Below are 23,820 nucleotides of genomic sequence, written 5' to 3'. Positions count from 1 at the left end.
TAATAGCACCCGGACATCTGCCTACACTTTCACCCCTTCTAACTCCTCATCGGCTAAATCATATAACGCTCGCAACTTCTCTAATTTCTCCTCACTAGCTGCCCAAAATCCTCGGCCGTTAGCTTCTAACATTCGGCCAACAATATTCCGGAAAGCTTCGGGATTGGCTTGACGTAATTTAGCGGCCATTTCTGCATCTAAAGCGTAGGTTTCTGCCGCTTGGTCATACACCCAATCATCGGTAAAGTTAACAGTACCCCCCCAACCGATTAAGGCGGTCATGCGTTGGGAAATTTCGTAAGCGCCCCCACTCCCTTGATTCGCCATAGATTCCGCCCATTTGGGGTTTAATAATTTGGTGCGGTATTCCAAACGTAACAAGTCCTCTAATTTGCGGGGGGTGGTGTCTTTGGAGAAACTTTCGACAAAGCTGGCGTTAACGGTTTTGCCTCGGCGTTTTTCGGCGGCCTGTTTGAGGGCTCCGGTGTTGGCGTAATATTCTTGAATGTCGGTTAAGCCGTATTCCACAGAGTCAATTTCTTGGACAATGCGATCGCTCGTTGCTAACAGTTGCTGCAAAACCTCCGGCCGCGCTTGGCCTTTATCCTGCCGACCATAACTGAAAACGTTGCGACGTTCCCAGGTTTTCCCCAACTCTTCCCCCGACTCCCAATTCCCATCTACCACCTGATCATTAACCAAAGAGCCAAAATCCCCGGCCGGATTGGAAAATAACCGAGCGGCCACATTCTTCACCCCCTGCGCTTTTAAGGCTAAGGCGTGTTTACGGATAAAGTTCTGTTCCTCCGGTTCCTCCGCTTCGGCGGCCCGTTGAAAGAGATCATCAAGCAGTTCAATCACGTTAACAAAACTATCCCGGAAAATCCCCGATAGATTGCCTAAAATATCAATCCGGGGGTGGCCGACTTCTTCTAGGGGTTTCAACTCATAGCGAACAATGCGCCCTGTGCCTTCTTTTACGGGTTCTGCGCCCACTAATTCTAGTAAAATGCCCAAAGACTCGCCCTTAGTCTTAATCACGTCTAAACCCCACAAAAGGACGGCTACGGTTTCAGGATAAGTCTGGGTTTCGGCTAGGTGTTGGGCGATGATCTTCTGGGCAATTTCCCGCCCCCTCCCATAGGCCCCAGGGGAGGGCATCCGGTAGGGGTCGAGGGCGTGGATGTTGCGCCCGGTGGGGAGTACACCGATCCCATCCCGGATTAGGTCGCCCCCGGAAGCGGGGGGGATATATTCCCCATTCAGGCCCCGTAACAGGTTGTTGATCTCGTCGCTGTTCTGCATGAGTAGGCGCACAATCTCAATGGCTTCTAGGGTGCGATCGCCTAAATCCGGTGTAATTCGTTCCTTCCAGTCCGCATACTGGAGTTTCAGCCAATTTTGCCACACCTCCAACACTTGTTTAGAATCAGCCCCATTGCGAATCCGTTCCACCACCGCTAAGGGGACTTCTCGCTCAAAATAAGCCTCTAAATAAGACTTTAATTCCTCACTATCCGGCACTTCCCCTAAAGTGTGTAACCCCGAAGAAAACAGCCGTTGTTCCACCACTTGTAAATACTCATAAACCTTGACAAAATACCGATTTAATGCCGTAGAACTAAACAGTTTTGCATTCTCCACCGTGAAAGCAATGCCTAGCTTTTCCCCCTCTTCAAAAGGACAATCTTTTTCTAACCCTGCATCGATAATTTTTTGACAAATATCATTACGCAATAAAGTATTTTTATCCGGATCTTCCCGATATTCTGCAATTAATTCTCGCAGCGCCATTAACTCCTTATACAATCCAGCCCGTCCATAGGGCGGCACATTATGGGAAATTAACACCCCATAGCCCCGCCGTTTTGCTAACATCGATTCCGAAGGATTATTACAAGCATAAAGGTATAAATTGGGCAAATTTCCTAATAAAATATCCGACCACGAATACCCCGTATTTCCTAACGGAGAACCCGGCAACCATTCCACCGTCCCGTGCATCCCAAAATGAACAACAGCATCCGCTTGAAAGTCCTTTTGTAACCATTGATAAAAAGCCGCATATTGAGGATGGGGCGTTAAATCCTTCTCAAACATTAAACGCATCGGGTCCCCCGCAATCCCTAACGGAGGCTGCACCCCTAACCAAATATTCCCTAACTGTACCCCCCCTACTTGTAACTCCCCATCAACCGTTTTAATACCCGTTTTAGTTAAATCCTTCCAGTGTTTTTCAATCCGGGAGGTGAGTAAATACCCTAACCATTTTTCCAACCGGGCAATACTCACCCCATGATTATGGGAGCGCTGTTCAGGATTCAGGGTTTCGGGGAACTCATCAGCCGCTTTCACCTGTTGAATTAACACCTCCCCATCTTCGGGAATGTCCCCCACATCATAACCTTGACTTTTCAGGGCATAGAGCAGTTTTAATAAACTTCTGGGGACATTTAATAACGCGGCCGTTCCTGTTGCGCCATAGCCCGGTGGGAAGCCATATAAAATAATCGCCACTTTTCGTTCAGAGGGCGGCTTTTTGCGGAGTTGAATCCACTGTTTCACCCGTCCTGTTAACCGTTTAACTCGTTCAGGAATTAAATAAATTTCTTCCCCCACTAAGCCCCCTAATGGGATAGTGTCAATCGCTCCATCTAGTTCTGGCAGAGCGTATAAAACAACACTTTGTAACCCCCCGATTCCTTGCCTTGTCCAAGAGTGAATATCTTGGATTAAGAGGGGAGCCGCGATGAGATAGGGAACGTTTTTGATGCTTAAAATACTTTTCGCTACTTCCACCTGTCGCCCTGCTTCCATTGACCCCGCTGGCCCCCCTACTAAGGGAAAACCAATCGTCGAAATAATGGCATCCACTTTGACCGCATCAGGGGAAAGAGAAGGAGTCCGTTTCGGTTGGTCTAGTTCAAAGTCCGTGGTCATCCAATCCCGCACGGCAACATGACCCTCAACCCCGTTAATAAAAATCGGTAGGGGGATAATTTCCGCCTGTTCAAACTGTTGAATGAGTTGGGGAATATAAGCCTGTTCTGTAATAACGTGCTTGCGATATAAGAGAATTCCTGTAATGGGTTGGCTGGTGGGTTTAAATTGTTCTTGATACCAGTCTAAATAGGCACGGGGGGAGGTAAAATATCCCTCATATTTAGGGTGCAAGAGTCCCATATTAGGAGTTTCTAAGGGGGGCGGAATTTCACCGACTTTTAGCCCGAAATATTTTTCCCCAATCGTCCAAAACATGGCGGATACGTTTTGCTGCCCCCCGGCGTTCCAATAGCCGTAAATAATCAACCAGTTGCGCAAGTCTTGGACTTTTTGGGCGGGAATATATTTAAGCAGTTTAGGGCCAACTTTGAGGAAACTAATATACCCGGCGAGTTTATCTTCTTCTTTGCCACTAGAAAACTTACTGAGGATAAATTTAATCGGTTTGGGCATTCCTTTCGGTTTATCCCCGATGACAAATTTCCCCAGTTGGGTGAGACTCATTAACTCTAAGGCTGACTCAAAAACGAGGCGAATGGGGATGTTTTGCACTCTCTCCCGCAGCCAGAGAACTTGATCATAGTCAAATATCAAACTGGCAAAGAAAACATCGGCATGGTGAAGCGCTTGTTCTACGGCACTGGGTTGGCGGGTGAGGTCTTGGTCACTAAACACCTGTAGATCCAACCCAGAACATCGTTCCATTGCCAGTTGTGCCGCCTTACGATACAGATCGGCGTTGAAGGTTTCAAACCCGGCAATTAATACAATCCGCTTCATGCCCACCCTCATTTCTTGATAGACTATACAGTTTTATTCTAATCTGGCTTGTTGAGTATTTTTTGCAATAAATAGCCAACAAAGGAAATGTGAGGAGCAGAACAGAGAACACCCTGATAGTAACATTGACCGGACTAATCCTGCATGACAATCACCACCGTAATATTATCGGATCCGCCATTGTCTTTGGCATTGTCAATCAGGGATTGAGCGGCTTCTTCGCAGGTTTTGGACTGTCCTAGAATGATCTCAATGTCGGGGTCTGGCACTTCTTCAGTTAGACCATCACTGCATAATAAAAGGCGATCGCCTTCCTGCACATCCAGAGGCTGAATATCAATCTTTTGGAGATCCTTCCGACCTAAACACTGGGACAAAACGTGCCGCCAGGGGTGGACTCTAGCCGCTTCCGCGCTTAAATCCCCCATTTTCATCGCCCGGGCGACCCAAGTTTGATCTTCCGTGACTTGTTGTAGGGTATGATCCCGCAAGCGATAAATCCGAGAGTCCCCAATATGAGCGCATAGGGGCTGTGTATCCCGGAAAAGCACCACGACTACCGTCGTTCCCATATCAGCCCGTTCCGGGTGGATTTCTTGGTCCTTCAGAATGCCCTGATTCGCGTCAAAAATCGCTTTTTCCAGCAACTGCTTAGAATTCATCCCTGACTCCCAATGTTCATTGAGATAGCCCTGAATTTGCCGCGTTGCAATCTGGCTAGCCTCTTGGCCGCCAGCGTGTCCACCCATACCATCGGCAACAATGAAAAAGCGTCCGTCCGGGTCAATATAGAAATCATCCTGATTCACAGAACGGAGGCATCCTGTATCAGTTAACCCCGTGAAGCGACGTTTCATAAACCACTTACTGCTCAATAAAGTTAAAAACCATTAGGGCATACGATCATAGCGGTCAATACGCCGAATGAGTCGGAAGACATTAATTCCTAATCCTCCTGCGGCCACAGCCAAAATAACCCCAGCCCAAACGATATTGTTCACTACAAGGATAGTAGCAGACAAAGTAAAAGCACTCACCAGTAACGTATAGTTCGTTAACAGTTGGGTGGTAGCCATACGACGTAAGAGACGGTCAGACTCACTCGCCCGCACCCGCACGCGAATATCCCCCCGTTCTAATTTCTCGATGGTATCCTCAATCCGTCGGGGCAAGCCCAAGGCCGTGCTACTCATTTGGGCGGCCTGTCTGCCCAACTCATCAAACACACTGTTACCGTTACTTAAACTACTATTGGTCATAATGTCTAGTGCAAAGGGTTTTGCCACCTCCATAAAATTAAACTCTGGGTCTAGACCCTTGCCCACCCCCTCTAGGGTAGAAAAAGCCCGCATGACAAAGGTAAAGGTTGCCGGAAAGCGGAAGGGTTGGTCAAAGGCAATGTCGTATAAATCATCGCTAATGGCACTTACAGACTGTTCCTCAAAGGGTTTGTCCATGAAGTTATCCAGCATATACTGAATCGACCGCCGCACCGGCCCCATATCTCCCGTCGGGGTCAAGGCGCCCAACTCAATCAAGGATGAGATTACCCGGTCGGAATTCTTTTCCGCAATGCCAAAGAGGGTATCCATGAGTTTTTCCCGCACATTGGCATTAATGCGCCCCATCATGCCAAAGTCGTAGAAAATCAGCGACCCGTCGGAATCTACGGCAATATTGCCGGGGTGGGGGTCAGCGTGGAAAAAGCCGTCATTGAGTAACTGTTGTAAGTAGGCCTCCGCGCCCAATTTCGCCAAGATTTTCCGGTCAAGTCCGGCCGCTTCTAGGGCTTCATAGTGGCTGATTTTGATGCCGGGGGCATATTCTAGGGTGACGACTCGGGGGGAAGTGTAGCGCCAATAGACTCGGGGGACTTTCACCCAGTCAATGCCCCGGAAATTGCGCCGGAAGGTGTCCGCATTGCGTCCTTCGTTGACGTAATCTGTTTCTTCCCAGAGGATGCGGCAACATTCCTCATAAACTCCTAACCAATCCCGTCCTCGTCCCCAACGGGGATGATTCTGGAAATACTGGGTAATCCGTTTGAGGATGGCTAGGTCAATGGTGAAGAGTTGTTTCAGTCCCGGACGCTGGACTTTCACCACCACTTCCTCGCCGTTTTGCAGTTGGGCTTTGTGAACTTGCCCTAAACTGGCGGCCGCGAGGGGGGTAGGGTCAAAACTGCGGAACAGTTCGTTAACGGCTTTCCCTGTATCTTCTTGGATGATGGCGGCGACTTGTTCGTAGGAGAAGGCCGGAACGCGGTCTTGGAGTTTGCTGAGTTCGGAGACGTACTCAATGGGAAATAAATCCCCTCGGGTTGAGAACAGTTGACCTACTTTAATAAAGGTCGGGCCAAGTTCTAGGAGACTTTCGCGAATCCAAACGGCTTGTTTTTGGCGGCGTTGCCGTCGTTTGTCGTCGCTGTATCCTCCGGGATAGGTCCAAGGTTTGCTATCCCACCACAGTTCAAAAAGGAAAGTGAGAACAAATACCCAGATGTCAAAACGCCGCCGGGTTTTGGAGTAGTTGCTCCGATTCCAGCGATACTTGTTTTTCCCGCGTTCGGGTCGAGAGGGTTTTTCCGGCAGCGTGGCCGGGGTGGAATAGGAAACAGAGGTGGGGGTTTGAGTGAATGCAGACACGCGGTTAAATGTCAAGTAAATTTACAAGCAAAAACTGTTGTTAAAGGGTCTTGAATGGAGGATAGGGGAGACAAAAGGGGGTTATTTGCGGTAAGCTGCGATCGCCGCCCGTAAACTCGCGATTTCAGCACGGAGATTATCAATGGTTTCCTGAACATCGGCCGTCCCACTGCCGGAAGGCGTCGCAACGCCCCCCGTTTGGCTGACTTTCGCCAATTCTCGTTCCGCCCTTGCCGTTACTTCTTCCGTGAATTTACGGAGGTTTTCCCGTTGTTCAGCATCAAATTTCCCCAGTTCGCTGAGGGCGTTTGTCAGCTTGTCCTCTACCTTTTCGCTGAGAACTTCAGCAAATGCTCGGCCGACAAAAAAGGCGTGAGTGACTGGATTGCTCATGATGGTAAAAGAATTTGACGTTTCGTAACAAATTATATCCGGTCTGACCCAGTGTGGGGGCATCAAGGGGAAATTATTAATAATCCATTATCATGGGCAGGGATTGCCTTACAATCAGCCGGGTATTAAGTACAGGTGTATGACCAAGGGCAGGAATTACGTCCATTGAGAAAATTTTGTTGCTCCTTGGATTCTTCCCCCTCTCCCGGAATTCTACTATTATGGGATAGGGCAGATAAGCCATCATCTAGATAGGTCAAGGTTTGGATTAACTAAAAAATGACCAACTTCACAACACCCAAACTTTTTGGATTGAAATATTCCAATCGAGACTTTTCTCTCAAAAAATATTGGGGCAAGAATCAATTTAATTCATCCTTCCCTGCCGCTCTTTGTTGCTATCTAGATTTTAAAGAAATTCCGGCTAATTACCTTAAAATTCAACATAAAAAATTTACTCACGGTCAAATTTCCATAATTAGCTTATCATTGCCTTGACATATTTTTTTGGAGTGATGCAGCTTTCGTCTTTTTGATTACAGAACTTGCACTTAATAATTTTCATAAAATATCCCGTCAAGTGCGAACTGCAATTTGGTTATATAAAATGCTGCTAGATATCAAACAACAGGGACAATTTGATTATCAATTTATCATTGATTCCCTCTCTTACAATACTAAAAATGACAAGGCATTTGCCGCATCTGGCACAATGACAAATAAATTCATGAGATGTGATAGATTAACTACTCCCCGAATCAAAAAAGACGAGATTAAAAATATTATACTGGGAGGAGGTCAGCATCTCCTCAGTCCAGAACGGAGATTTGATGCTATCATTTGTAACTCACCGGAGTTATTTTAGATGTTGAAATGTGTCGATTTATTCTCAGGATGTGGTGGCTTTTCTTTAGGCTTCCAACAAGCAGGTTTTGAAGTCTGCCAAGCTTTCGATCATTGGGATTCTGCTGTTAATGTGTACCGGAAAAACTTTAAACACCCTAGCTTTTTAATGGATCTCCGTCAAGAAAAAGAAGCGAGTGCCATCATTTCAGAGATCCAACCCGACCTAATCATGGGTGGCCCCCCTTGTCAAGACTTTTCCAGTGCCGGAAAACGCAATCCTGCATTAGGGAGGGCGAGTTTAACCTATAGTTTTGCTAATATTGTTTGTGAGGTTAAGCCCCATTGGTTTGTCATGGAAAATGTTCCGCAAATCAAAAAAGCTAAGATTCTTAAACAAGTTATTGACAAATTTATAGAAACTGGCTACGGGATTTCTTCTGTGATTTTAGAGGCTTCCTATTGTGGTGTTCCCCAAGCGAGAACACGATTTTTTTTAATCGGTCATTTAGACGATAAACACAACCAACTCAATGATCTCTTTAAGCAAAACTTGTCCGATAAACCTATGACCATTCGGGATTATTTAGGAGATCGTCTGGGCATTGCTTTCTATTATCGTCATCCAAGAAACTACAATCGGCGAGGCATTTTTTCCATTGATGAACCCAGTCCAACCATTCGCGGGGTTAATCGTCCGCTACCCAAAGGATATAAGCTCAATTCCTGTGATCCTCAAAACATTGATTTAAGTCAAATTCGCCCTCTAACCACTCAAGAAAGGAGTTATTTACAAACCTTTCCAGCGTCTTTTAGTTGGGAAGGGACTAAAACCGATTTAGAACAAATGATTGGCAATGCCGTTCCTGTTCAATTGGCTAAATTCGTCGGGCAAATCATTGGCCAATATCTCGCTCAGGGATCTGGAAAAATACCGACTTTGTTTGAGCTAGAGGAAGAGTTTAACCTAGCTCAAATGGCTTTACATCGTCTGTGAGACTCTCGGCCCTAGAAGTGGGGAGATTCTTGGTTTACCGACGTTACTTGCCTTGGTCAACTGCCCCACTCCACTTGCGGGATGGGGCTTGTAACTAACCCACAAGGGCTGTCAAGCCCTATGTAGGGCTTGCTGAATAAGTCCGAAAGTTGGGGAATCGGGAGTCGGGAGTCGGGAGTCGGGAGTCGGGAATAGGCAATCGTGCCAGTTTTAGATGATCTGTTCCCTGTTAAGAGTTCCCTGTTCCCTTGTTGAGCCTAGCATAGGCGTGTTATTCAGCAGACCCTATGTATAGCGTTTAATCAATTTGAAAACACTATCTATGGGATATTCACGATTGAAGATAACCACATTTTCCCGATTCGCGATGCCTTGACTTCCTGAGCGGGTCAAGATGGCCTAATTCCCTAAATACGCTATCCTCGGATCGGGAATCAGAGTTCCATCGTAGGATAGATAACGAAATCCTTTCAGGAAGAGTACAAGAAAAGCACCTTATCCTGAAACTATGCCCCTAGGGGGAGTTCAACCCAAAGCGGCGAATAACAACCGCGAGGTCGTCTATATTGACCTCAAAGACATTGAAATTATTAGGAGATCATCCAACCTATGCCAGAAGTTGCCGTCCGTTCAGAACAAGATTTTAGTAGCGAAATTTACAAAGACGCTTATAGTCGCATCAACGCTATTGTGATTGAAGGAGAACAAGAGGCCTATAACAATTACTTGAGTATGGGCGAAATGCTCCCGGAACACAAGGACGAATTGATCACCTTGGCCAAAATGGAGAATCGTCACAAGAAGGGCTTTCAAGCTTGTGGCAACAATCTGAGTGTCACGCCTGACATGGCTTTTGCTGAGGAATATTTTTCCCAACTGCATGGGAATTTTAAAACGGCCTATGACAATGGCAACATCGTGACTTGTTTCCTGATTCAGTCGTTGATTATTGAGGCGTTTGCGATCGCCGCCTACAATATCTATATCCCGGTGGCGGATCCCTTTGCCCGCAAAATTACGGAAGGGGTGGTCAAGGACGAATACAAACACCTCAATTTTGGGGAAGAGTGGCTCAAAGCCCATTTTGAAGAGTCTAAGGCCGAATTAGAGGCGGCTAATCGGGAAAATCTGCCTCTGGTGTGGAAAATGCTTAACCAAGTGGAAAAAGATGCCAAAGTCCTGGGCATGGAAAAAGAAGCGCTGGTTGAGGATTTTATGATTAGCTATGGGGAAGCTTTGGCGAATATTGGTTTTTCTACCCGCGAAATCATGAAAATGTCCGCCTATGGTTTAACGGCGGCCTAATCCTTGCCGGATTGCCCAAAAACAGCAAACCAAGCCGCTCCCAAGGGGGCGGTCTGGTTTGTTTTGGGGGATAGGGAACAGGGGGAATGGGGAGTCGGGAATCGGGAATGGGGAGTCGGGAGTCCGGGAACTCTCCCCCCCTGTTCCCTGTTCCCTGTTCCCTAAAATAAAAGAGTTTTTGCCATTCACTAGCCACTATTCCCCTGCTCCCCTGCTCCCCTGCTCCCCTGCTCCCCCTCTCCCCCTCCCCCCTCTCCCCTGTTCCCCATTCCCTGTTCCCTATTCCCCATTTTCTCTCTCCTGATTAGCTGACACCAGACACCGACTTTGGTACTATCATTAACAGTCTTAACTTTTTCTTGGCCTTCTATTCTACTATCCGCCCTAATTTAAGGTTTAACGCAATTCTCTAATGTTTGGTCTTATTGGTCACTTGACAAGTCTTGAACACGCCCAGGCCGTAGCTCATCAACTCGGATATCCGGAGTATGGCGACCAAGGGTTAGATTTTTGGTGTTCTGCCCCCCCGCAGATTGTGGATGAGATTACCGTGACCAGTCTCACGGGACAGGTCATTCAAGGAAAATATATTGAGTCCTGTTTTCTGCCGGAAATGCTCTCTCAACGGCGGATTAAGGCGGCGATTCGCAAGATTTTAAACGCGATGGCCACAGCCCAGAAAAATGGCGTTGATATTACCGCCCTGGGTGGATTTTCCTCTATTGTTTTTGAGAATTTCAACCTGAAAGAAAATAAACAGGTGCGGGATGTAGAACTGGATTTTGGGCGTTTCACCACGGGGAACACCCACACGGCTTATATTATCTGTCGGCAAGTGGAACAGATGTCCGCTCAGTTGGGGATGGATCTAGCTCAGGCGACGGTGGCCGTCTGTGGGGCGACGGGGGATATTGGGAGCGCGGTCTGTCGTTGGCTGGATCAAAATACTGAGGTGCAGGATTTACTGCTGATTGCGCGAGATCAAGAGCGTTTACAAGCCCTGCAAGGGGAATTAGGACGGGGGAAAATTTTGGGACTGGAGGAGGCGTTACCTCTGGCGGATATTGTGGTCTGGGTGGCCAGTATGCCGCGAGGGGTGGATATTAGTAGCATTCCGTTGAAAAATCCCTGTTTGTTGATTGATGGGGGCTATCCTAAAAACCTCGATAGTCAGTTACAACAGCCCGGTGTTCATGTGCTGAAAGGGGGGATTGTGGAACACGCTCTGGATATTCAGTGGAAGATTATGGAAATTGTCGAGATGGATGTTCCGGATCGTCAATTGTTCGCCTGTTTTGCGGAGGCGATGTTATTGGAATTTGAACAATGGCATACGAATTTCTCCTGGGGGCGCAATCAAATCACGGTGCAAAAAATGGAGCAAATCGGCGCAGCTTCTGTTAAACACGGCTTTAAGCCGCTCTTACATTTCTAAAATTCCTCGTTTTCTTGCCCTTTCTCCGACTCAGCTATGTCTACTCCTAAATCTCGACCCTTTCTGCTGGATTTTGAAAAGCCTCTGTGTGAACTGGAAGCCCGGATTGATCAAATTCGGGAGTTGGCGCAGGAGAATAATGTGGATGTGAGTGAGCAGATTCGGGAACTGGAGGCGAAGGCGGATCAGTTGAGGACGGAGATTTTTAGCACGCTCACGCCGTCTCAGCGTCTCCAGTTGGCGCGCCATCCCCGTCGCCCTTCGACGTTGGATTATATTCAGGCGATTAGTGAGGAGTGGTTTGAGTTACATGGCGATCGCGGGGGAAGTGATGATCCGGCTTTGGTGGGCGGTGTGGCGCGCTTGGACGGGATTCCGGTGGTGATGTTGGGGCATCAAAAGGGACGGGATACGAAGGATAATGTAGCGCGGAATTTTGGCATGGCTTCCCCGGGGGGCTATCGCAAGGCGTTGCGTTTGATGGAACACGCCAATCAGTTTCGGATGCCGATTCTCACGTTTATTGATACCCCGGGGGCTTGGGCTGGGGTGGAAGCGGAGGAGTTGGGACAGGGGGAGGCGATCGCCTATAATCTCCGGGAGATGTTTAAGTTTGATGTTCCTATTCTCTGTACTGTGATTGGGGAGGGGGGATCCGGTGGTGCTTTGGGGATTGGGGTAGGCGATCGCATTTTGATGTTTGAACACGCAGTTTATACGGTGGCTACTCCTGAAGCTTGTGCGGCGATTCTCTGGAAGGATGCGGCCAAGGGGCCTCAAGCGGCCTCGGCGTTGAAGATTACGGCGCGGGATCTCAAGGAGTTGGGGATTTTAGACCAAATCCTACCGGAGCCGTCTAATGGCGCTCATGCGGATCCTCTGGGGGCGGCGGCGATTTTGAAAAATGCTCTGATTAGCAATTTGGAGGAGTTGTTTGGTTTAAGTCCTGAACAACGGCGGGAGCAGCGTTATCTCAAGTTCCGCCAGATGGGGAAGTTTTTGGGCTGATCTGAAGGCTTGGGGGGATGAGTAGGGGTCAAGGGGGGTTGACTTCTACTCTCCCTGTTGAGTCTCTGTGCAATGGGGGGCTTTTTGTGCTGGTATTGTTGCTCCATGAGGGGGGGTTATTGAGTCAGCCGTTGCTCTATTTGAGTCTTTATTTGAAGCAGCTATCTTTTTGTTTCAGAGCCACTCTTTTAATGATGACAGTTGAGTCTGCACAGCATCCCAGGCTGGATAGTCCCCATAACAGAGAAGGTTACACTGTTGTTGATAGCGTTTTTTGAGTTGCTCGGCAACATCACCCGTTGGAAAAAGTGCTGGACTATCAGCAAAATTGGGAAGCAGTTCGGCAGTAGTTTGGGCAAAATTTTCCTGACTGATCCGAGCGCAATCTTCCCGTATTTTTGCATAATCATTGGATTTCAGAAGATTGATTACGTCCGGCTCTTTGGAAAGCTGATAGAGATCATAAAAGTGGCGAACATCTCGATCATTCAAGTTTTCTAGGCGATCTCCAACAGCAGTAATTTTGTTGTGAACAATAAATAATTTTTCAACAAAGGTGCGCTTAAAGTGAAGGGCATTGATATCAAAAGAAGATTCATCTTCTGCATTCAGTGTCATTTCAGTTTCTTGTAAAAAACGCACAATATAGGAGCAGATTGCTCGCTTTTCAATCGGAAAGTTACCGCTTCGAGTTCCTATTTCTAACAAAATAGTATTCGACAAACTATTTAAGCCTTCGTCGATACAGGATTGATACTCAAATTCATCAGAGCGATGTTTACATTTTTCTGAATTCACTGTTCTCTTCCAAGTAAATGCTTCATCATCTTCAACTATGGTTTTCAAACTTTTCAGATAATTATTGGTTTTATTTTTGGATAATTCTGGCTTGAACTTGCTTTTATCCAAGAATAGATCAATATCTTCAGAGAATCGCTGAATGAGATCCCAGCCTTTAGATAAGCTTGTACCTCCTTTGAAAATAACCTGATCTGGAGAATGATTGGCGATGATCCGCAGTGCTTCGGTGATGTAGTAGTCTTTCTCAACAATTTCTTCGGTCAATGGGCGTTGTGAAAAGTGGGCAACGGTCGCATTGATTAAATCTCGAAAATCAGGATGTTTAAATAATTTCATTTCGCTTGCCACTGAGAAGCATGGGAGAGTGTACGCAGTTTTCCAAAATTAAAGCGGGTGAGCGGGTTGATGTTGTCTCGAAGTTGTTTAAGTTGTGAAAAATTCACCCCAATTTCTTGACCGATCGCGCCTAAAATGGCTCGAACATGGGGAGGTTCGTGGGCGGAAATTTTAAGGAATTTTGAGAAACAGTTTTCGGCTTTAATATGGTGGATTAATAGGGCTTTGGTTTCTTCTGGTGATAAATCACTGGATTGGCCAACACAGCGGATAATATCCAAAATTGCCGCTTCTTTACTCGATAGTTCTTTCCAGGTTTCTGGTCGATTGACGTGAAGTTTTGCCTTTGGCCCCAAAATCCGAGGGGGAATGCTGCGGGCTGTGGTTGCAAATTCTCCAGCGGGCACGTTTTGGGTGGTGAATCCGAGTAGGTTAGCGGCGCTTAGACCTGCTGGATAAATGTAATAGTCTTTGAGTAAGCGATGGAGTCCTGCTTGGGTGGGATGGGATGGGCCAAAGCGAGTGGGTTTAGGGTGATAGTAAATGCCTTTACTCACTCGCTTTAAGGTATTGTCTTTTGCTAAACGGGTGAGGGCTTTGGTGACAGCGTTAGGGGCTGATAGGTCGTTGAAGTCTTTGGTTTGCCAATAGCTATCGCCCTGGGATGTGACGCGCTCACGCACCAGTGAAGCGATGCTTGGAGTTTGGGGGGCTGGCATGGTGATTGGTATGGCTGATGATGTTTTTGGCTATTTTAGCAGGTTGTCCAGTTTTTTAACTAAAAAACTGGACAATATTGGCTGACATGAGGATTCCTCGTTACTTGGCTCTGCCCAGTAACCGATAGTCCGCTTCTTGGCGCAATTCATCCGGCAATTGTTTGACGGCTTCGCCAATGACTTCAATGCTACGAACATAGGCACGTTTTATGGTTTCATTTTGCAGAAATTCTGTTTTATTTAAATCAACAGAGTTTGTCATCATGTATGTTGTTTCATCCAAGATGTGTTGTAGGTATTCACGAGCCGATGGGGACATATTCAACCTCATTTAAAATGTGTGGCCTGATGTAAGGACTCAAGGATTCAATGGTGATGAGATCGACGGATCTACCAAAAATATCTTCTAGGAAAAAAGATAAGTGGATGAAGTTATCAAAGGTTTTTTGGTTTGGTTCAAAGGTGACTAAGATATCAACATCACTTTGGGGGTGAATTGCATGGTCGTGGACAAATGAACCCAAGATGCCACAACGTTTAACGCCAAAGTTGTGTAATGTTTGGTGATGTTCTTGAAGGAGAGCGAGGACTTGGGCTTTTGTTTGGACGGGGATTACTGACATAGGTTGAGCGGGGTAGGTCTAGTTTTTAACTAACCATTGGTGGATCTGGGTTGGGGGTGGTGCTGTGGGGATTGTAGCTAAATTTCTGAGGCTTGTCATGGATGGGGGCCTAGGGCGATCGCCCCCTCTCAACCCACCCAACCCACTACCTCAACCAAAACTGTAGGGATGTTTTTGTTGCGACTTCCCTCTAGGAAAGGTTTCCATTCAATTTAGTCCCCCATTAAAGAGGAACAGAGGTTGAATGGAACAATGAAATTATCGGGAATAACATCGTTTCCATTCAATTTAGTCCCCCATTAAAGAGGAACTTTAACAAGAAAGAGCTTGCAGGACAAAAGATCACAGGTTTCCATTCAATTTAGTCCCCCATTAAAGAGGAACTCGGGCAAGAGATTCTAGCCGAATCGGAAGATGAGATGTTTCCATTCAATTTAGTCCCCCATTAAAGAGGAACCAAATACGATCGCCTTCAAGTTGTCTAGCTCTCTCGGCACGTTTCCATTCAATTTAGTCCCCCATTAAAGAGGAACAAAGCTTGATCGGCTTGTATCAGCAAAAGGTGATCGTTAGGTTTCCATTCAATTTAGTCCCCCATTAAAGAGGAACTTGTCAATTAAATCTTTACAAGACTACTTTAAAGATGTTTCCATTCAATTTAGTCCCCCATTAAAGAGGAACCTTCACGAGGCGTACAACGCCCATGTGAAGATGTTTGGGTTGTTTCCATTCAATTTAGTCCCCCATTAAAGAGGAACTGGGCATGGGGTAGTGTAGTTGTTCGCGGACAGAAGTGGGTTTCCATTCAATTTAGTCCCCCATTAAAGAGGAACCTTTCTTGAAATAGAGGGTAATGGAATAAGAGCGAAGATAGTTTCCATTCAATTTAGTCCCCCATTAAAGAGGAACTCCCTCCCAAAGAAATTAGAAGTAATGTGGATCAAAGTTTCCATTCAATTTAGTCCCCCATTAAAGAGGAACGGTATAAATGAAGAACCTTGGCTTTAACAATATGTCACAAAAGTTTCCATTCAATTTAGTCCCCCATTAAAGAGGAACTTAACCCCAGAGGAAGTCTCTGATGTTACTGACTTAGTAGTTTCCATTCAATTTAGTCCCCCATTAAAGAGGAACAAAAAAGCAATTTCAACTTCCAGTCGGCAATCCAAGTTTCCATTCAATTTAGTCCCCCATTAAAGAGGAACAAGTTGTTTGGCAGTAATCGCAACATCAGAACCGTTTTTAGTTTCCATTCAATTTAGTCCCCCATTAAAGAGGAACCCCTTGAGAATGGCAAGATTCACCTACGCAACTATCGGGGTTTCCATTCAATTTAGTCCCCCATTAAAGAGGAACGGGCGCGCCTCAGCAGGTTCTCTCTATTGTAGACCGTGAGTTTCCATTCAATTTAGTCCCCCATTAAAGAGGAACCCTAAAAATAAGGGTCTATTTGAGGGGAATTTCCTGGTTTCCATTCAATTTAGTCCCCCATTAAAGAGGAACTACCCGAATAGGCGTACTAACCCCAGCTTGCCTGAGTTTCCATTCAATTTAGTCCCCCATTAAAGAGGAACTATAAAGTTGTAACAGATATGAAAGATGGCCCCGTGGTTTCCATTCAATTTAGTCCCCCATTAAAGAGGAACGGGAGAACCAAGCTGTATTCTTTACTTACGGAGAACTGTTTCCATTCAATTTAGTCCCCCATTAAAGAGGAACGATCGAGTGGATCGTTTCGGCATATTCCAGCGTGTTGTTTCCATTCAATTTAGTCCCCCATTAAAGAGGAACTAGTACGAGAAATACTCGAAACGCAAGCCCCGCTGATGAGTTTCCATTCAATTTAGTCCCCCATTAAAGAGGAACCGTTCAAGAAAAAGGATGTAGTGAAATATATTGACAAGTTTCCATTCAATTTAGTCCCCCATTAAAGAGGAACATGATGGCAAACCATGATATGTGAGAGTATTAAGAAGTTTCCATTCAATTTAGTCCCCCATTAAAGAGGAACCCTTTCCAAGCCTCCTAAGAACGAGCAAGGTAAAAGTGTTTCCATTCAATTTAGTCCCCCATTAAAGAGGAACGGGAAGAAGTCTCCTAGGAATTGGGCTAAGTCCCCTTGTTTCCATTCAATTTAGTCCCCCATTAAAGAGGAACTCCCCCCATTATAACCCCTTGCCCCGCCTAATGTCTAGACCCCATTTCCGAGGCTCCCCTAAAATCACCCCTCTGTAACCCGTTGAATTTCCCATCAACACACCTCAAACCCTTACAGGACAAGAAACCGAGGCTCCCGACGAAAAATCAACGTTTCAGCCATTTTCCGGGAGCCTCGGAAAATTTGAGGAAACAGAGAACAGGAAATAGGGAGTCGGGAAAATCCCGTTGTGTCCAAAACTTCAATACCCCATAAATAGTGTTATCCCATTAATTAACCCCTATATATAGGACTTGACAAAATGCACACAATCCTAATTTGTCAAAATTGGGGACTAGGGGGTTGGGAGCCAGGAATAGGAGAGCGAAATTTCTCCAATTTGCCACTATTTTACACTTCGTTCACAAACCCCTAAAAGGCTTGATAGATCAGGACTAAAAGCCATTGAACCCACGAAATTAAACTATCGTCTTTTTCCAGCTTTTTCGCAAGGGGGAGCGGGGGAGTTGATAATTATTAACTATTCCCGACTCCCGATTCCCGACTCCCGACTCCCGACTCCCGATTCCCTGTTCCCTCCATTCGCAGAACTTCACGATTGAACACCACAGAGTCAGGTATTGTGGAAAAAAAGCCTTTCGTAACACACAATACCCATGTCTCAACCAACCATTGAATCAATCCTGCACGAAAACCGAACCTTTCCCCCCCCGGCCGACTTTTCCCAAAACGCCCGGATTAAAAACCTCGATGAGTATGGCCATCTTTACGATAAAGCCAAAGCCGATCCCCAAGGATTTTGGGCAGAATTAGCCGAAACGGAACTGGAATGGTTCCAAAAATGGGATCAAGTCTTAGACTGGCAACCCCCCTATGCCAAATGGTTTGTCAACGGCAAAATCAATATTTCCCATAACTGCCTTGACCGTCACCTAACCACCTGGCGCAAAAACAAAGCCGCTATTATTTGGGAAGGAGAACCCGGGGATTCTCGCACCTTAACCTATGCCCAACTCCATCGGGAAGTGTGCCAGATGGCCAATGTGTTTAAACAGTTGGGGGTGCAGAAAGGCGATCGCGTGGGGATTTATATGCCCATGATTCCCGAAGCCGCGATCGCCATGTTAGCCTGTGCGAGAATCGGAGCCGCCCATAGTGTGATTTTCGGCGGATTCAGTGCCGAAGCCCTACGCACCCGCTTAAACGATGCCCAAGCCAAATTAGTCGTTACCGCCGACGGAGGATTCCGCAAAGATAAAGTCGTTCCCCTCAAAGCCGCCGTTGACCAAGCCCTAGAAGAAGGCGTCGAAAGCGTCAATAACGTTCTCGTCGTTCAACGGACTAAAGAAAAAGTCCAGATGGAACCCGGTCGAGATCACTGGTGGCACGACCTACAAGCGGGAGTCTCTGCCGACTGCCCCCCGGAACCTATGGACAGTGAGGACCTGCTCTTTATCCTCTACACCAGTGGCACCACCGGAAAACCCAAAGGAGTTGTCCACACCACCGGAGGCTATAACCTCTACACCCACATCACCACTAAATGGACTTTCGACCTCCAAGATACGGACGTTTACTGGTGTACCGCCGATGTAGGCTGGATTACCGGACATAGTTACATCGTCTACGGCCCCCTCTCCAACGGGGCAACAACGGTTATGTATGAAGGAGTCCCCCGCCCCTCTAACCTCGGCTGCTTCTGGGATGTAGTGGAAAAATACGGCGTGACCATTTTTTACACCGCCCCCACCGCCATTCGCGCCTTTATTAAAATGGGAGAACACCATCCTAAGCGCCGCAATCTCTCCTCCCTGCGCATTCTCGGCACCGTCGGCGAACCGATTAACCCCGAGGCTTGGATGTGGTACCACAAAGTCATCGGCGGCGAACGTTGCCCCATTGTTGATACTTGGTGGCAAACGGAAACCGGAGGCTTTATGTTAACCCCCCTCCCCGGTGCCACCCCCACCAAACCCGGTTCCGCCACCTTCCCCTTCCCCGGTATTCTCGCCGATGTCGTGGATCTTGACGGAAACTCCGTCGGGGCCAACGAGGGAGGCTATTTGGTCATCAAGCACCCTTGGCCTAGCATGATGCGCACCGTGTACGGCGATGATGCCCGGTTCCGCCGCACCTATTGGGAACATATTGCCCCCAAAGAGGGCCAGTATTTTTATTTTGCCGGGGATGGCGCACGACGAGATCAGGATGGGTATTTTTGGGTTATGGGACGAGTGGATGATGTGATTAGTGTATCGGGACACCGTTTAGGCACGATGGAAATTGAGTCGGCTTTAGTGTCCCATCCGGCTGTTGCTGAGGCCGCCGTGGTGGGGAAACCCGATGAGGTGAAAGGGGAGGAGGTGGTCGCTTTTGTCACCTTAGAAGGGGATTATGAGCCTAGTGATAGTCTCACTCAGGAGTTAAAGGATCATGTGGTGAAAGAAATTGGTGCGATCGCCCGCCCCGGAGATATTCATTTTACCGATGCTATGCCGAAAACTCGTTCTGGGAAGATTATGCGCCGTTTACTGCGCAATCTCGCCGCCGGACAAGAAGTAGCGGGGGATACTTCTACCTTAGAGGATCGTTCGGTGTTGGATAAATTAAGGGGTGGGGCTTAATTGGCGACTTCCGAGAAACTGGGTTAGGTTTATCCTCCCGTTTCTCCCCCAATCCCCACGAAAAACCCGGTTTCTGACCTTAAACCTGAAACCGGGTTTCTTTCCCTACCCCAGAAGGGCGGAGATGTGAACTCAAAAATTTTGTAACGAAATGTAAATTTTTCTGGACAGAAGGGCGAGGCTTTGGGAAACTGTTTTTAAGTAAGTTTATTTCATAATGGGAGTGGTTGCACTCATTTTTAGCCGCAACCACTCCCATTGTCTGATAATATCATTGCAAAAGTCAAAAGTCAACCCAAAAAGCCCCATTTTCAAGGCCATTTTTTTTGAGTCGGGAAGAGGGAATAATTCTGAATTCCTCGACCCCCGACCCCTACACCCCAGAAAATGTAACAATATATTTGCCTAACCGATTTACAGAAAAAACTATGACTTACTCTCCCCAGTTTCTCAAAGGTAGCGAGATTCGAGACAAATTCTTAGAATTCTACGCTCAACGGGGTCATAAAATCCTACCCAGTGCCTCCCTCGTGCCGGAAGATCCGACCGTACTCCTGACCATTGCGGGGATGTTGCCCTTTAAGCCGATATTTTTAGGGCAAAAACCAGCCCCTTGCGATCGCGCTACCACCTCCCAAAAATGTATCCGCACCAATGACATCGAGAACGTCGGCCGCACCGCCAGACACCATACATTCTTTGAAATGTTAGGGAATTTTAGTTTTGGGGACTACTTCAAAGAACAGGCGATCGCCTGGGCGTGGGAACTCTCAACGGAAGTTTTTGGCCTCCCCCCAGAACGTTTAATTCCCAGTGTCTACGAACAAGATGAGGAAGCCTTTGCCATTTGGCGAGATCAAATCGGCATCCCAGAACACCGCATCCAACGCATGGGAGATGAGGATAATTTCTGGGTATCCGGCCCCACGGGTCCCTGTGGCCCTTGTTCGGAAATTTACTATGATTTCCACCCGGAAAAAGGGGACAAAACTATTGATTTAGAGGACGACAGCCGTTTTATTGAGTTCTACAATCTCGTGTTTATGCAATACAACCGAGATATAGAAGGCAATTTGACCCCCTTAGAAAAACAAAATATTGATACCGGATTGGGGTTAGAACGGATGGCGCAAATTCTCCAAAGTGTGCCGAATAATTATGAAACGGATCTGATTCTGCCCATTATTCAAACGGCGGCCAAAATTGTCGGAATTGATTACTTTAAAGCCGATGCTCAGACTCAAATTTCCCTTAAAGTGATTGGGGATCATGTGCGCTCTGTCGTTCACATGATTTCTGATGGAATTATGGCCTCAAATACTGACCGAGGTTATGTTTTACGTCGTCTCATTCGTCGGGTAGTGCGTCATGGGCGCTTAATTGGGGTGACGGGTAATTTTATTAATCAAGTGGCAGAAACAGCCATTCAATTAGCCGAAGATGCTTATCCCCAAGTGCGAGAACGGGAGGGTTTTATTCAACAGGAATTACAACGGGAAGAATCCCAATTCTTGAAAACCTTAGAACGGGGCGAAAAACTATTAGCAGATGTGGTAGCAAAAGTCAAGAAAAGCCAGAAAAAAGTTATTGCCGGACGAGATGCTTTTAAACTTTATGATACCTATGGTTTCCCCTTAGAATTGACCCAAGAAGTAGCCGAAGAACAGGGCTTAACGGTGGATGTCGAGGGATTTAATGCGGCCATGCAGGAACAAATCCAACAGTCTCAAGCGGCCTATGAAACCATTGATTTAACGGTGCAGGAGAGTTTAGATCAACTGGCCGCCCAAATCCACCCGACGGAGTTTTTAGGCTATACCGACTCCCAAGCGACGGTACAGGTGGAGGCCGTGTTAGTGGGGGGGAAAGTGGTAGAAAACGCCGAGGCCGGAACGAACGTTCAAATAGTCTTGACAAAAACCCCATTTTATGCAGAGTCCGGGGGACAAATTGGCGATCGCGGGTATTTAACGGGAGATGGCCTGGTGATTGCCATTGAAGATGTGCAGAAAGAGTCCGGCATCTTCATCCACTACGGGCAAGTTGAACGGGGAAGGGTGCAAAAAGGCGATCGCATTCAAGCCACCATTGACCGCGCTTGTCGGCGACGCACCCAAGCCAATCACAGCGCCACCCACCTCCTCCAAGCGGCCTTGAAAAAGCTAGTCGGGGAATCCATCGCCCAGGCCGGCTCCCTCGTCTCCTTCGACCGTCTGCGCTTTGATTTTAACCTACCCCGTGCCGTCACCCCAGAGGAATTAGAGGCCGTAGAAACCCAGATTAACACCTGGATTGCAGAAGCCCATGATGGGGATGTCTGCGTTATGCCCTTAGAAGAAGCCAAAGCGAAAGGGGCAACGGCCATGTTTGGGGAGAAATACGGGGCCGAGGTGCGCGTGATAGACTTCCCCGGTGTTTCGATGGAGTTATGTGGGGGAACTCACGTCAAAAATACCGCCGAAATAGGGGTATTCAAAATCATCAGCGAGGCCGGGATTTCTGCCGGAGTGCGCCGCATTGAAGCTGTGGCGGGGCCGGCGGTGTTGGATTATCTCAATGTGCGGGATAAGATTGTGAAGGAATTAGGCGATCGCTTTAAAGCCAAACCGGAAGAAATTACCGACCGGGTAAACAGCTTACAAGGGGAACTCAAGGCCGCCCAGAAGGAATTAGAAGCCCTAAAAAATGAACTGGCTTTAGCCAAATCCGATCAACTGTTAAGTCAGGCTGAAACAGTCGGAGAGTTTAAAATTCTCGTCTCCTCCTTGGGCGATTTAGACCCCAAAGCCCTGCAAACGGCCGCCGAAAAGTTACAGCAAAAACTGGGAGAAAGTGCGGTAGTTTTAGCCTCCACACCGGCCCCGGATAAAGTCTCCTTAGTGGCCGCCTTTAGTCCCCAAGTGAACAAAGCCAAGCAACTCCAAGCCGGGAAATTCATCGGCAACATCGCCAAAATTTGCGGCGGTGGGGGCGGTGGTCGTCCCAATTTAGCCCAAGCGGGGGGACGAGATGCCAGCAAGTTACCCGAGGCTTTAGCAACGGCAAAACAGCAGTTAGAGAAGGCATTAGGCTGATATCAATATTCCCTAAATTAGGGGACAGGGAACGGGGAACAGGCGAGTCGGTGTAGGGGCGCAATGCTTGCGCCCTAGGGAGTCGGGAGTCGGGAATCGGGAGTCGGGAGTCGGGAGTCGGGAGTCGGGAGTCGGGAGTCGGGAATCGGGAGTCGGGAGTCGGGAGTCGGGAATCGGGAGTCGGGAGTCGGGAGTCGGGAATCGGGAGTCGGGAGTCGGGAGTCGGGAGTCGGGAGTCGGGAATAGTTAATAATTATCAACTCCCCCGCTCCCCCTCTCCCCTGCTCCCCTGCTCCCCTGCTCCCCTGCTCCCCTGCTCCCCTGCTCCCCATTAATACGGTCTTTGTCCCACATAATTTCCTGGGGGATTGTAATTACACACCCAGACCTCACGGCGACCTTGACGGGCGACCGCACAACCGACCTCAGTCGTGGTTTTCCAGACAATCTGGGTATAGTGACCGCACATTTCCCCCGGAGTGCAACTATTTTGTTGGTAGTTGTAATCCTTAATCTCTTCTCCCCACATATCCACCACGCGCTTAGGACTCAGTTGTTGTCCAGAGGCCATGGCGAGGTTTTCACCATAGGAAGAGTCGGAACGATGCTCAAATTGGTTGGTCGCTAAAAGATGATCCGCCCATTCTTGAGCATAGCGGGAGAGTTGAGTAGACCAACGGAGGGGAGGAACTCCCACCTGACTCCGCCATTGATTATGGGCGTTGAGCATTTGCTCAATACCTGCTGGACTGTCGAGATCATAAACATTGGTGGTGATGCCACTGTTTTGAGCTTGTTCTAAGCTACGAATCCGACTGGGGGGGACTCCTGTTTCTGTACTTTGATCATCGAAATAAAAGACGTTGTACTGTTCTCCCGTCTGACTATGCCAATACCATTGGGTTAAACGGGCTTCTCGCCATTGACCGTTTTTTTCCACATAAACGGGGGTACCATCAAGGGGAAAGGAGGGACTTTGAGCGGTGGTCATGGGGGGGGGAGAGGGGATGGTTCAAACGGGGGATTTGGGTTTGGGACGTGGCGCTGTAGGCAATACCAAGGAGGAGCAAGGTTCC

18 protein-coding genes and 1 CRISPR repeat array are annotated in these 23,820 nt (G+C 47.6%); of the genes, 9 read left to right on the top strand and 9 right to left on the bottom strand.

Annotation, left to right across the window (positions count from 1 at the left end):
* Positions 1-21 precede the first annotated feature (21 nt).
* From bchH to SPI9445_RS0117845, 4 genes are all read right to left on the bottom strand, one after another.
* The gene (bchH, locus tag SPI9445_RS0117860) at positions 22-3,783 is read right to left on the bottom strand and encodes a magnesium chelatase subunit H (protein ID WP_017306137.1); all 3,762 of its coding nucleotides are present in this window, start codon (positions 3,781-3,783) and stop codon (positions 22-24) included.
* 134 nt (positions 3,784-3,917) lie between these two features.
* The gene (locus SPI9445_RS0117855) at positions 3,918-4,640 is read right to left on the bottom strand and encodes a Stp1/IreP family PP2C-type Ser/Thr phosphatase (protein ID WP_017306136.1); all 723 of its coding nucleotides are present in this window, start codon (positions 4,638-4,640) and stop codon (positions 3,918-3,920) included.
* Positions 4,641-4,673: 33 nt separating this feature from the next.
* Entirely contained in the window at positions 4,674-6,428 is a 1,755-nt protein-coding gene (locus SPI9445_RS0117850; RefSeq protein WP_026079906.1) for an ABC1 kinase family protein, read from the bottom strand.
* Between the two features lie 81 nt (positions 6,429-6,509).
* Positions 6,510-6,821, bottom strand: a complete 312-nt coding sequence (locus tag SPI9445_RS0117845; protein WP_017306134.1) for a DUF6825 family protein — start codon at positions 6,819-6,821, stop codon at positions 6,510-6,512.
* 279 nt (positions 6,822-7,100) lie between these two features.
* On the opposite strand from SPI9445_RS0117845, the gene SPI9445_RS32195 reads away from it, so the two are divergent.
* From SPI9445_RS32195 to accA, 6 genes are all read left to right on the top strand, one after another.
* A complete protein-coding gene (locus tag SPI9445_RS32195) occupies positions 7,101-7,319 on the top strand; it encodes a HindVP family restriction endonuclease (RefSeq protein ID WP_164674548.1) in 219 nt (72 codons plus the stop codon).
* Between the two features lie 34 nt (positions 7,320-7,353).
* Positions 7,354-7,686 carry a HindVP family restriction endonuclease gene (locus tag SPI9445_RS30740; RefSeq protein ID WP_071525305.1) on the top strand — a complete coding sequence of 111 codons (333 nt, stop codon included), beginning with the start codon at positions 7,354-7,356 and terminating at the stop codon, positions 7,684-7,686.
* 3 nt (positions 7,687-7,689) lie between these two features.
* Positions 7,690-8,661 carry a DNA cytosine methyltransferase gene (locus tag SPI9445_RS0117835; RefSeq protein ID WP_026079905.1) on the top strand — a complete coding sequence of 324 codons (972 nt, stop codon included), beginning with the start codon at positions 7,690-7,692 and terminating at the stop codon, positions 8,659-8,661.
* Positions 8,662-9,270: 609 nt separating this feature from the next.
* Entirely contained in the window at positions 9,271-9,966 is a 696-nt protein-coding gene (locus tag SPI9445_RS0117830) for an aldehyde oxygenase (deformylating) (protein ID WP_017306131.1), read from the top strand.
* A gap of 412 nt (positions 9,967-10,378) precedes the next feature.
* Positions 10,379-11,401, top strand: a complete 1,023-nt coding sequence (locus SPI9445_RS0117815; protein ID WP_017306128.1) for a long-chain acyl-[acyl-carrier-protein] reductase — start codon at positions 10,379-10,381, stop codon at positions 11,399-11,401.
* A gap of 36 nt (positions 11,402-11,437) precedes the next feature.
* Positions 11,438-12,409, top strand: coding sequence for an acetyl-CoA carboxylase carboxyl transferase subunit alpha (gene accA / locus SPI9445_RS0117810; RefSeq protein ID WP_017306127.1), 972 nt, complete (start codon positions 11,438-11,440; stop codon positions 12,407-12,409).
* 174 nt (positions 12,410-12,583) lie between these two features.
* Here accA and SPI9445_RS0117805 read toward each other — a convergent pair whose 3' ends face one another.
* The 4 genes from SPI9445_RS0117805 to SPI9445_RS0117785 all read right to left on the bottom strand — a co-directional run bounded on the left by SPI9445_RS0117805 (position 12,584) and on the right by SPI9445_RS0117785 (position 14,888).
* Positions 12,584-13,546, bottom strand: coding sequence for a nucleotidyl transferase AbiEii/AbiGii toxin family protein (locus tag SPI9445_RS0117805; RefSeq protein ID WP_017306126.1), 963 nt, complete (start codon positions 13,544-13,546; stop codon positions 12,584-12,586).
* Positions 13,543-14,265 carry a DUF6088 family protein gene (locus tag SPI9445_RS0117800; RefSeq protein ID WP_017306125.1) on the bottom strand — a complete coding sequence of 241 codons (723 nt, stop codon included), beginning with the start codon at positions 14,263-14,265 and terminating at the stop codon, positions 13,543-13,545. The genes SPI9445_RS0117805 and SPI9445_RS0117800 overlap by 4 nt, the downstream gene beginning before the upstream one ends.
* Before the next feature lie 100 nt (positions 14,266-14,365).
* Positions 14,366-14,530 carry a HepT-like ribonuclease domain-containing protein gene (locus SPI9445_RS30090; RefSeq protein WP_017306124.1) on the bottom strand — a complete coding sequence of 55 codons (165 nt, stop codon included), beginning with the start codon at positions 14,528-14,530 and terminating at the stop codon, positions 14,366-14,368.
* Between the two features lie 34 nt (positions 14,531-14,564).
* Positions 14,565-14,888, bottom strand: coding sequence for a nucleotidyltransferase family protein (locus tag SPI9445_RS0117785; RefSeq protein ID WP_017306123.1), 324 nt, complete (start codon positions 14,886-14,888; stop codon positions 14,565-14,567).
* A 199-nt stretch (positions 14,889-15,087) separates the two neighbouring features.
* Positions 15,088-17,045: a CRISPR direct-repeat array (repeat unit 36 nt; unit sequence GTTTCCATTCAATTTAGTCCCCCATTAAAGAGGAAC).
* A gap of 657 nt (positions 17,046-17,702) precedes the next feature.
* Here SPI9445_RS0117785 and acs point away from each other — a divergent pair.
* The 3 genes from acs to SPI9445_RS30085 all read left to right on the top strand — a co-directional run bounded on the left by acs (position 17,703) and on the right by SPI9445_RS30085 (position 22,994).
* On the top strand, positions 17,703-19,670 hold the full coding sequence (gene acs, locus SPI9445_RS0117780) for an acetate--CoA ligase (protein WP_017306122.1): 1,968 nt from the start codon (positions 17,703-17,705) through the stop codon (positions 19,668-19,670).
* Positions 19,671-20,098: 428 nt separating this feature from the next.
* Positions 20,099-22,744 carry an alanine--tRNA ligase gene (gene alaS, locus SPI9445_RS0117775; protein ID WP_017306121.1) on the top strand — a complete coding sequence of 882 codons (2,646 nt, stop codon included), beginning with the start codon at positions 20,099-20,101 and terminating at the stop codon, positions 22,742-22,744.
* Positions 22,745-22,811: 67 nt separating this feature from the next.
* A complete protein-coding gene (locus SPI9445_RS30085; RefSeq protein ID WP_071525303.1) occupies positions 22,812-22,994 on the top strand; it encodes a hypothetical protein in 183 nt (60 codons plus the stop codon).
* Between the two features lie 81 nt (positions 22,995-23,075).
* Here the strand turns inward: SPI9445_RS30085 and SPI9445_RS0117765 are convergent, their stop codons facing one another.
* A complete protein-coding gene (locus SPI9445_RS0117765) occupies positions 23,076-23,735 on the bottom strand; it encodes a pathogenesis-related family 1 protein (protein WP_017306119.1) in 660 nt (219 codons plus the stop codon).
* Between the last annotated feature and the right edge of the window lie 85 nt (positions 23,736-23,820).

The organism is Spirulina subsalsa PCC 9445, assembly GCF_000314005.1.
GTDB classification, from domain to species: Bacteria; Cyanobacteriota; Cyanobacteriia; order Cyanobacteriales; family Spirulinaceae; genus Spirulina_A; species Spirulina_A subsalsa.
This window is presented reverse-complemented; position numbering and strand designations above follow the sequence as displayed.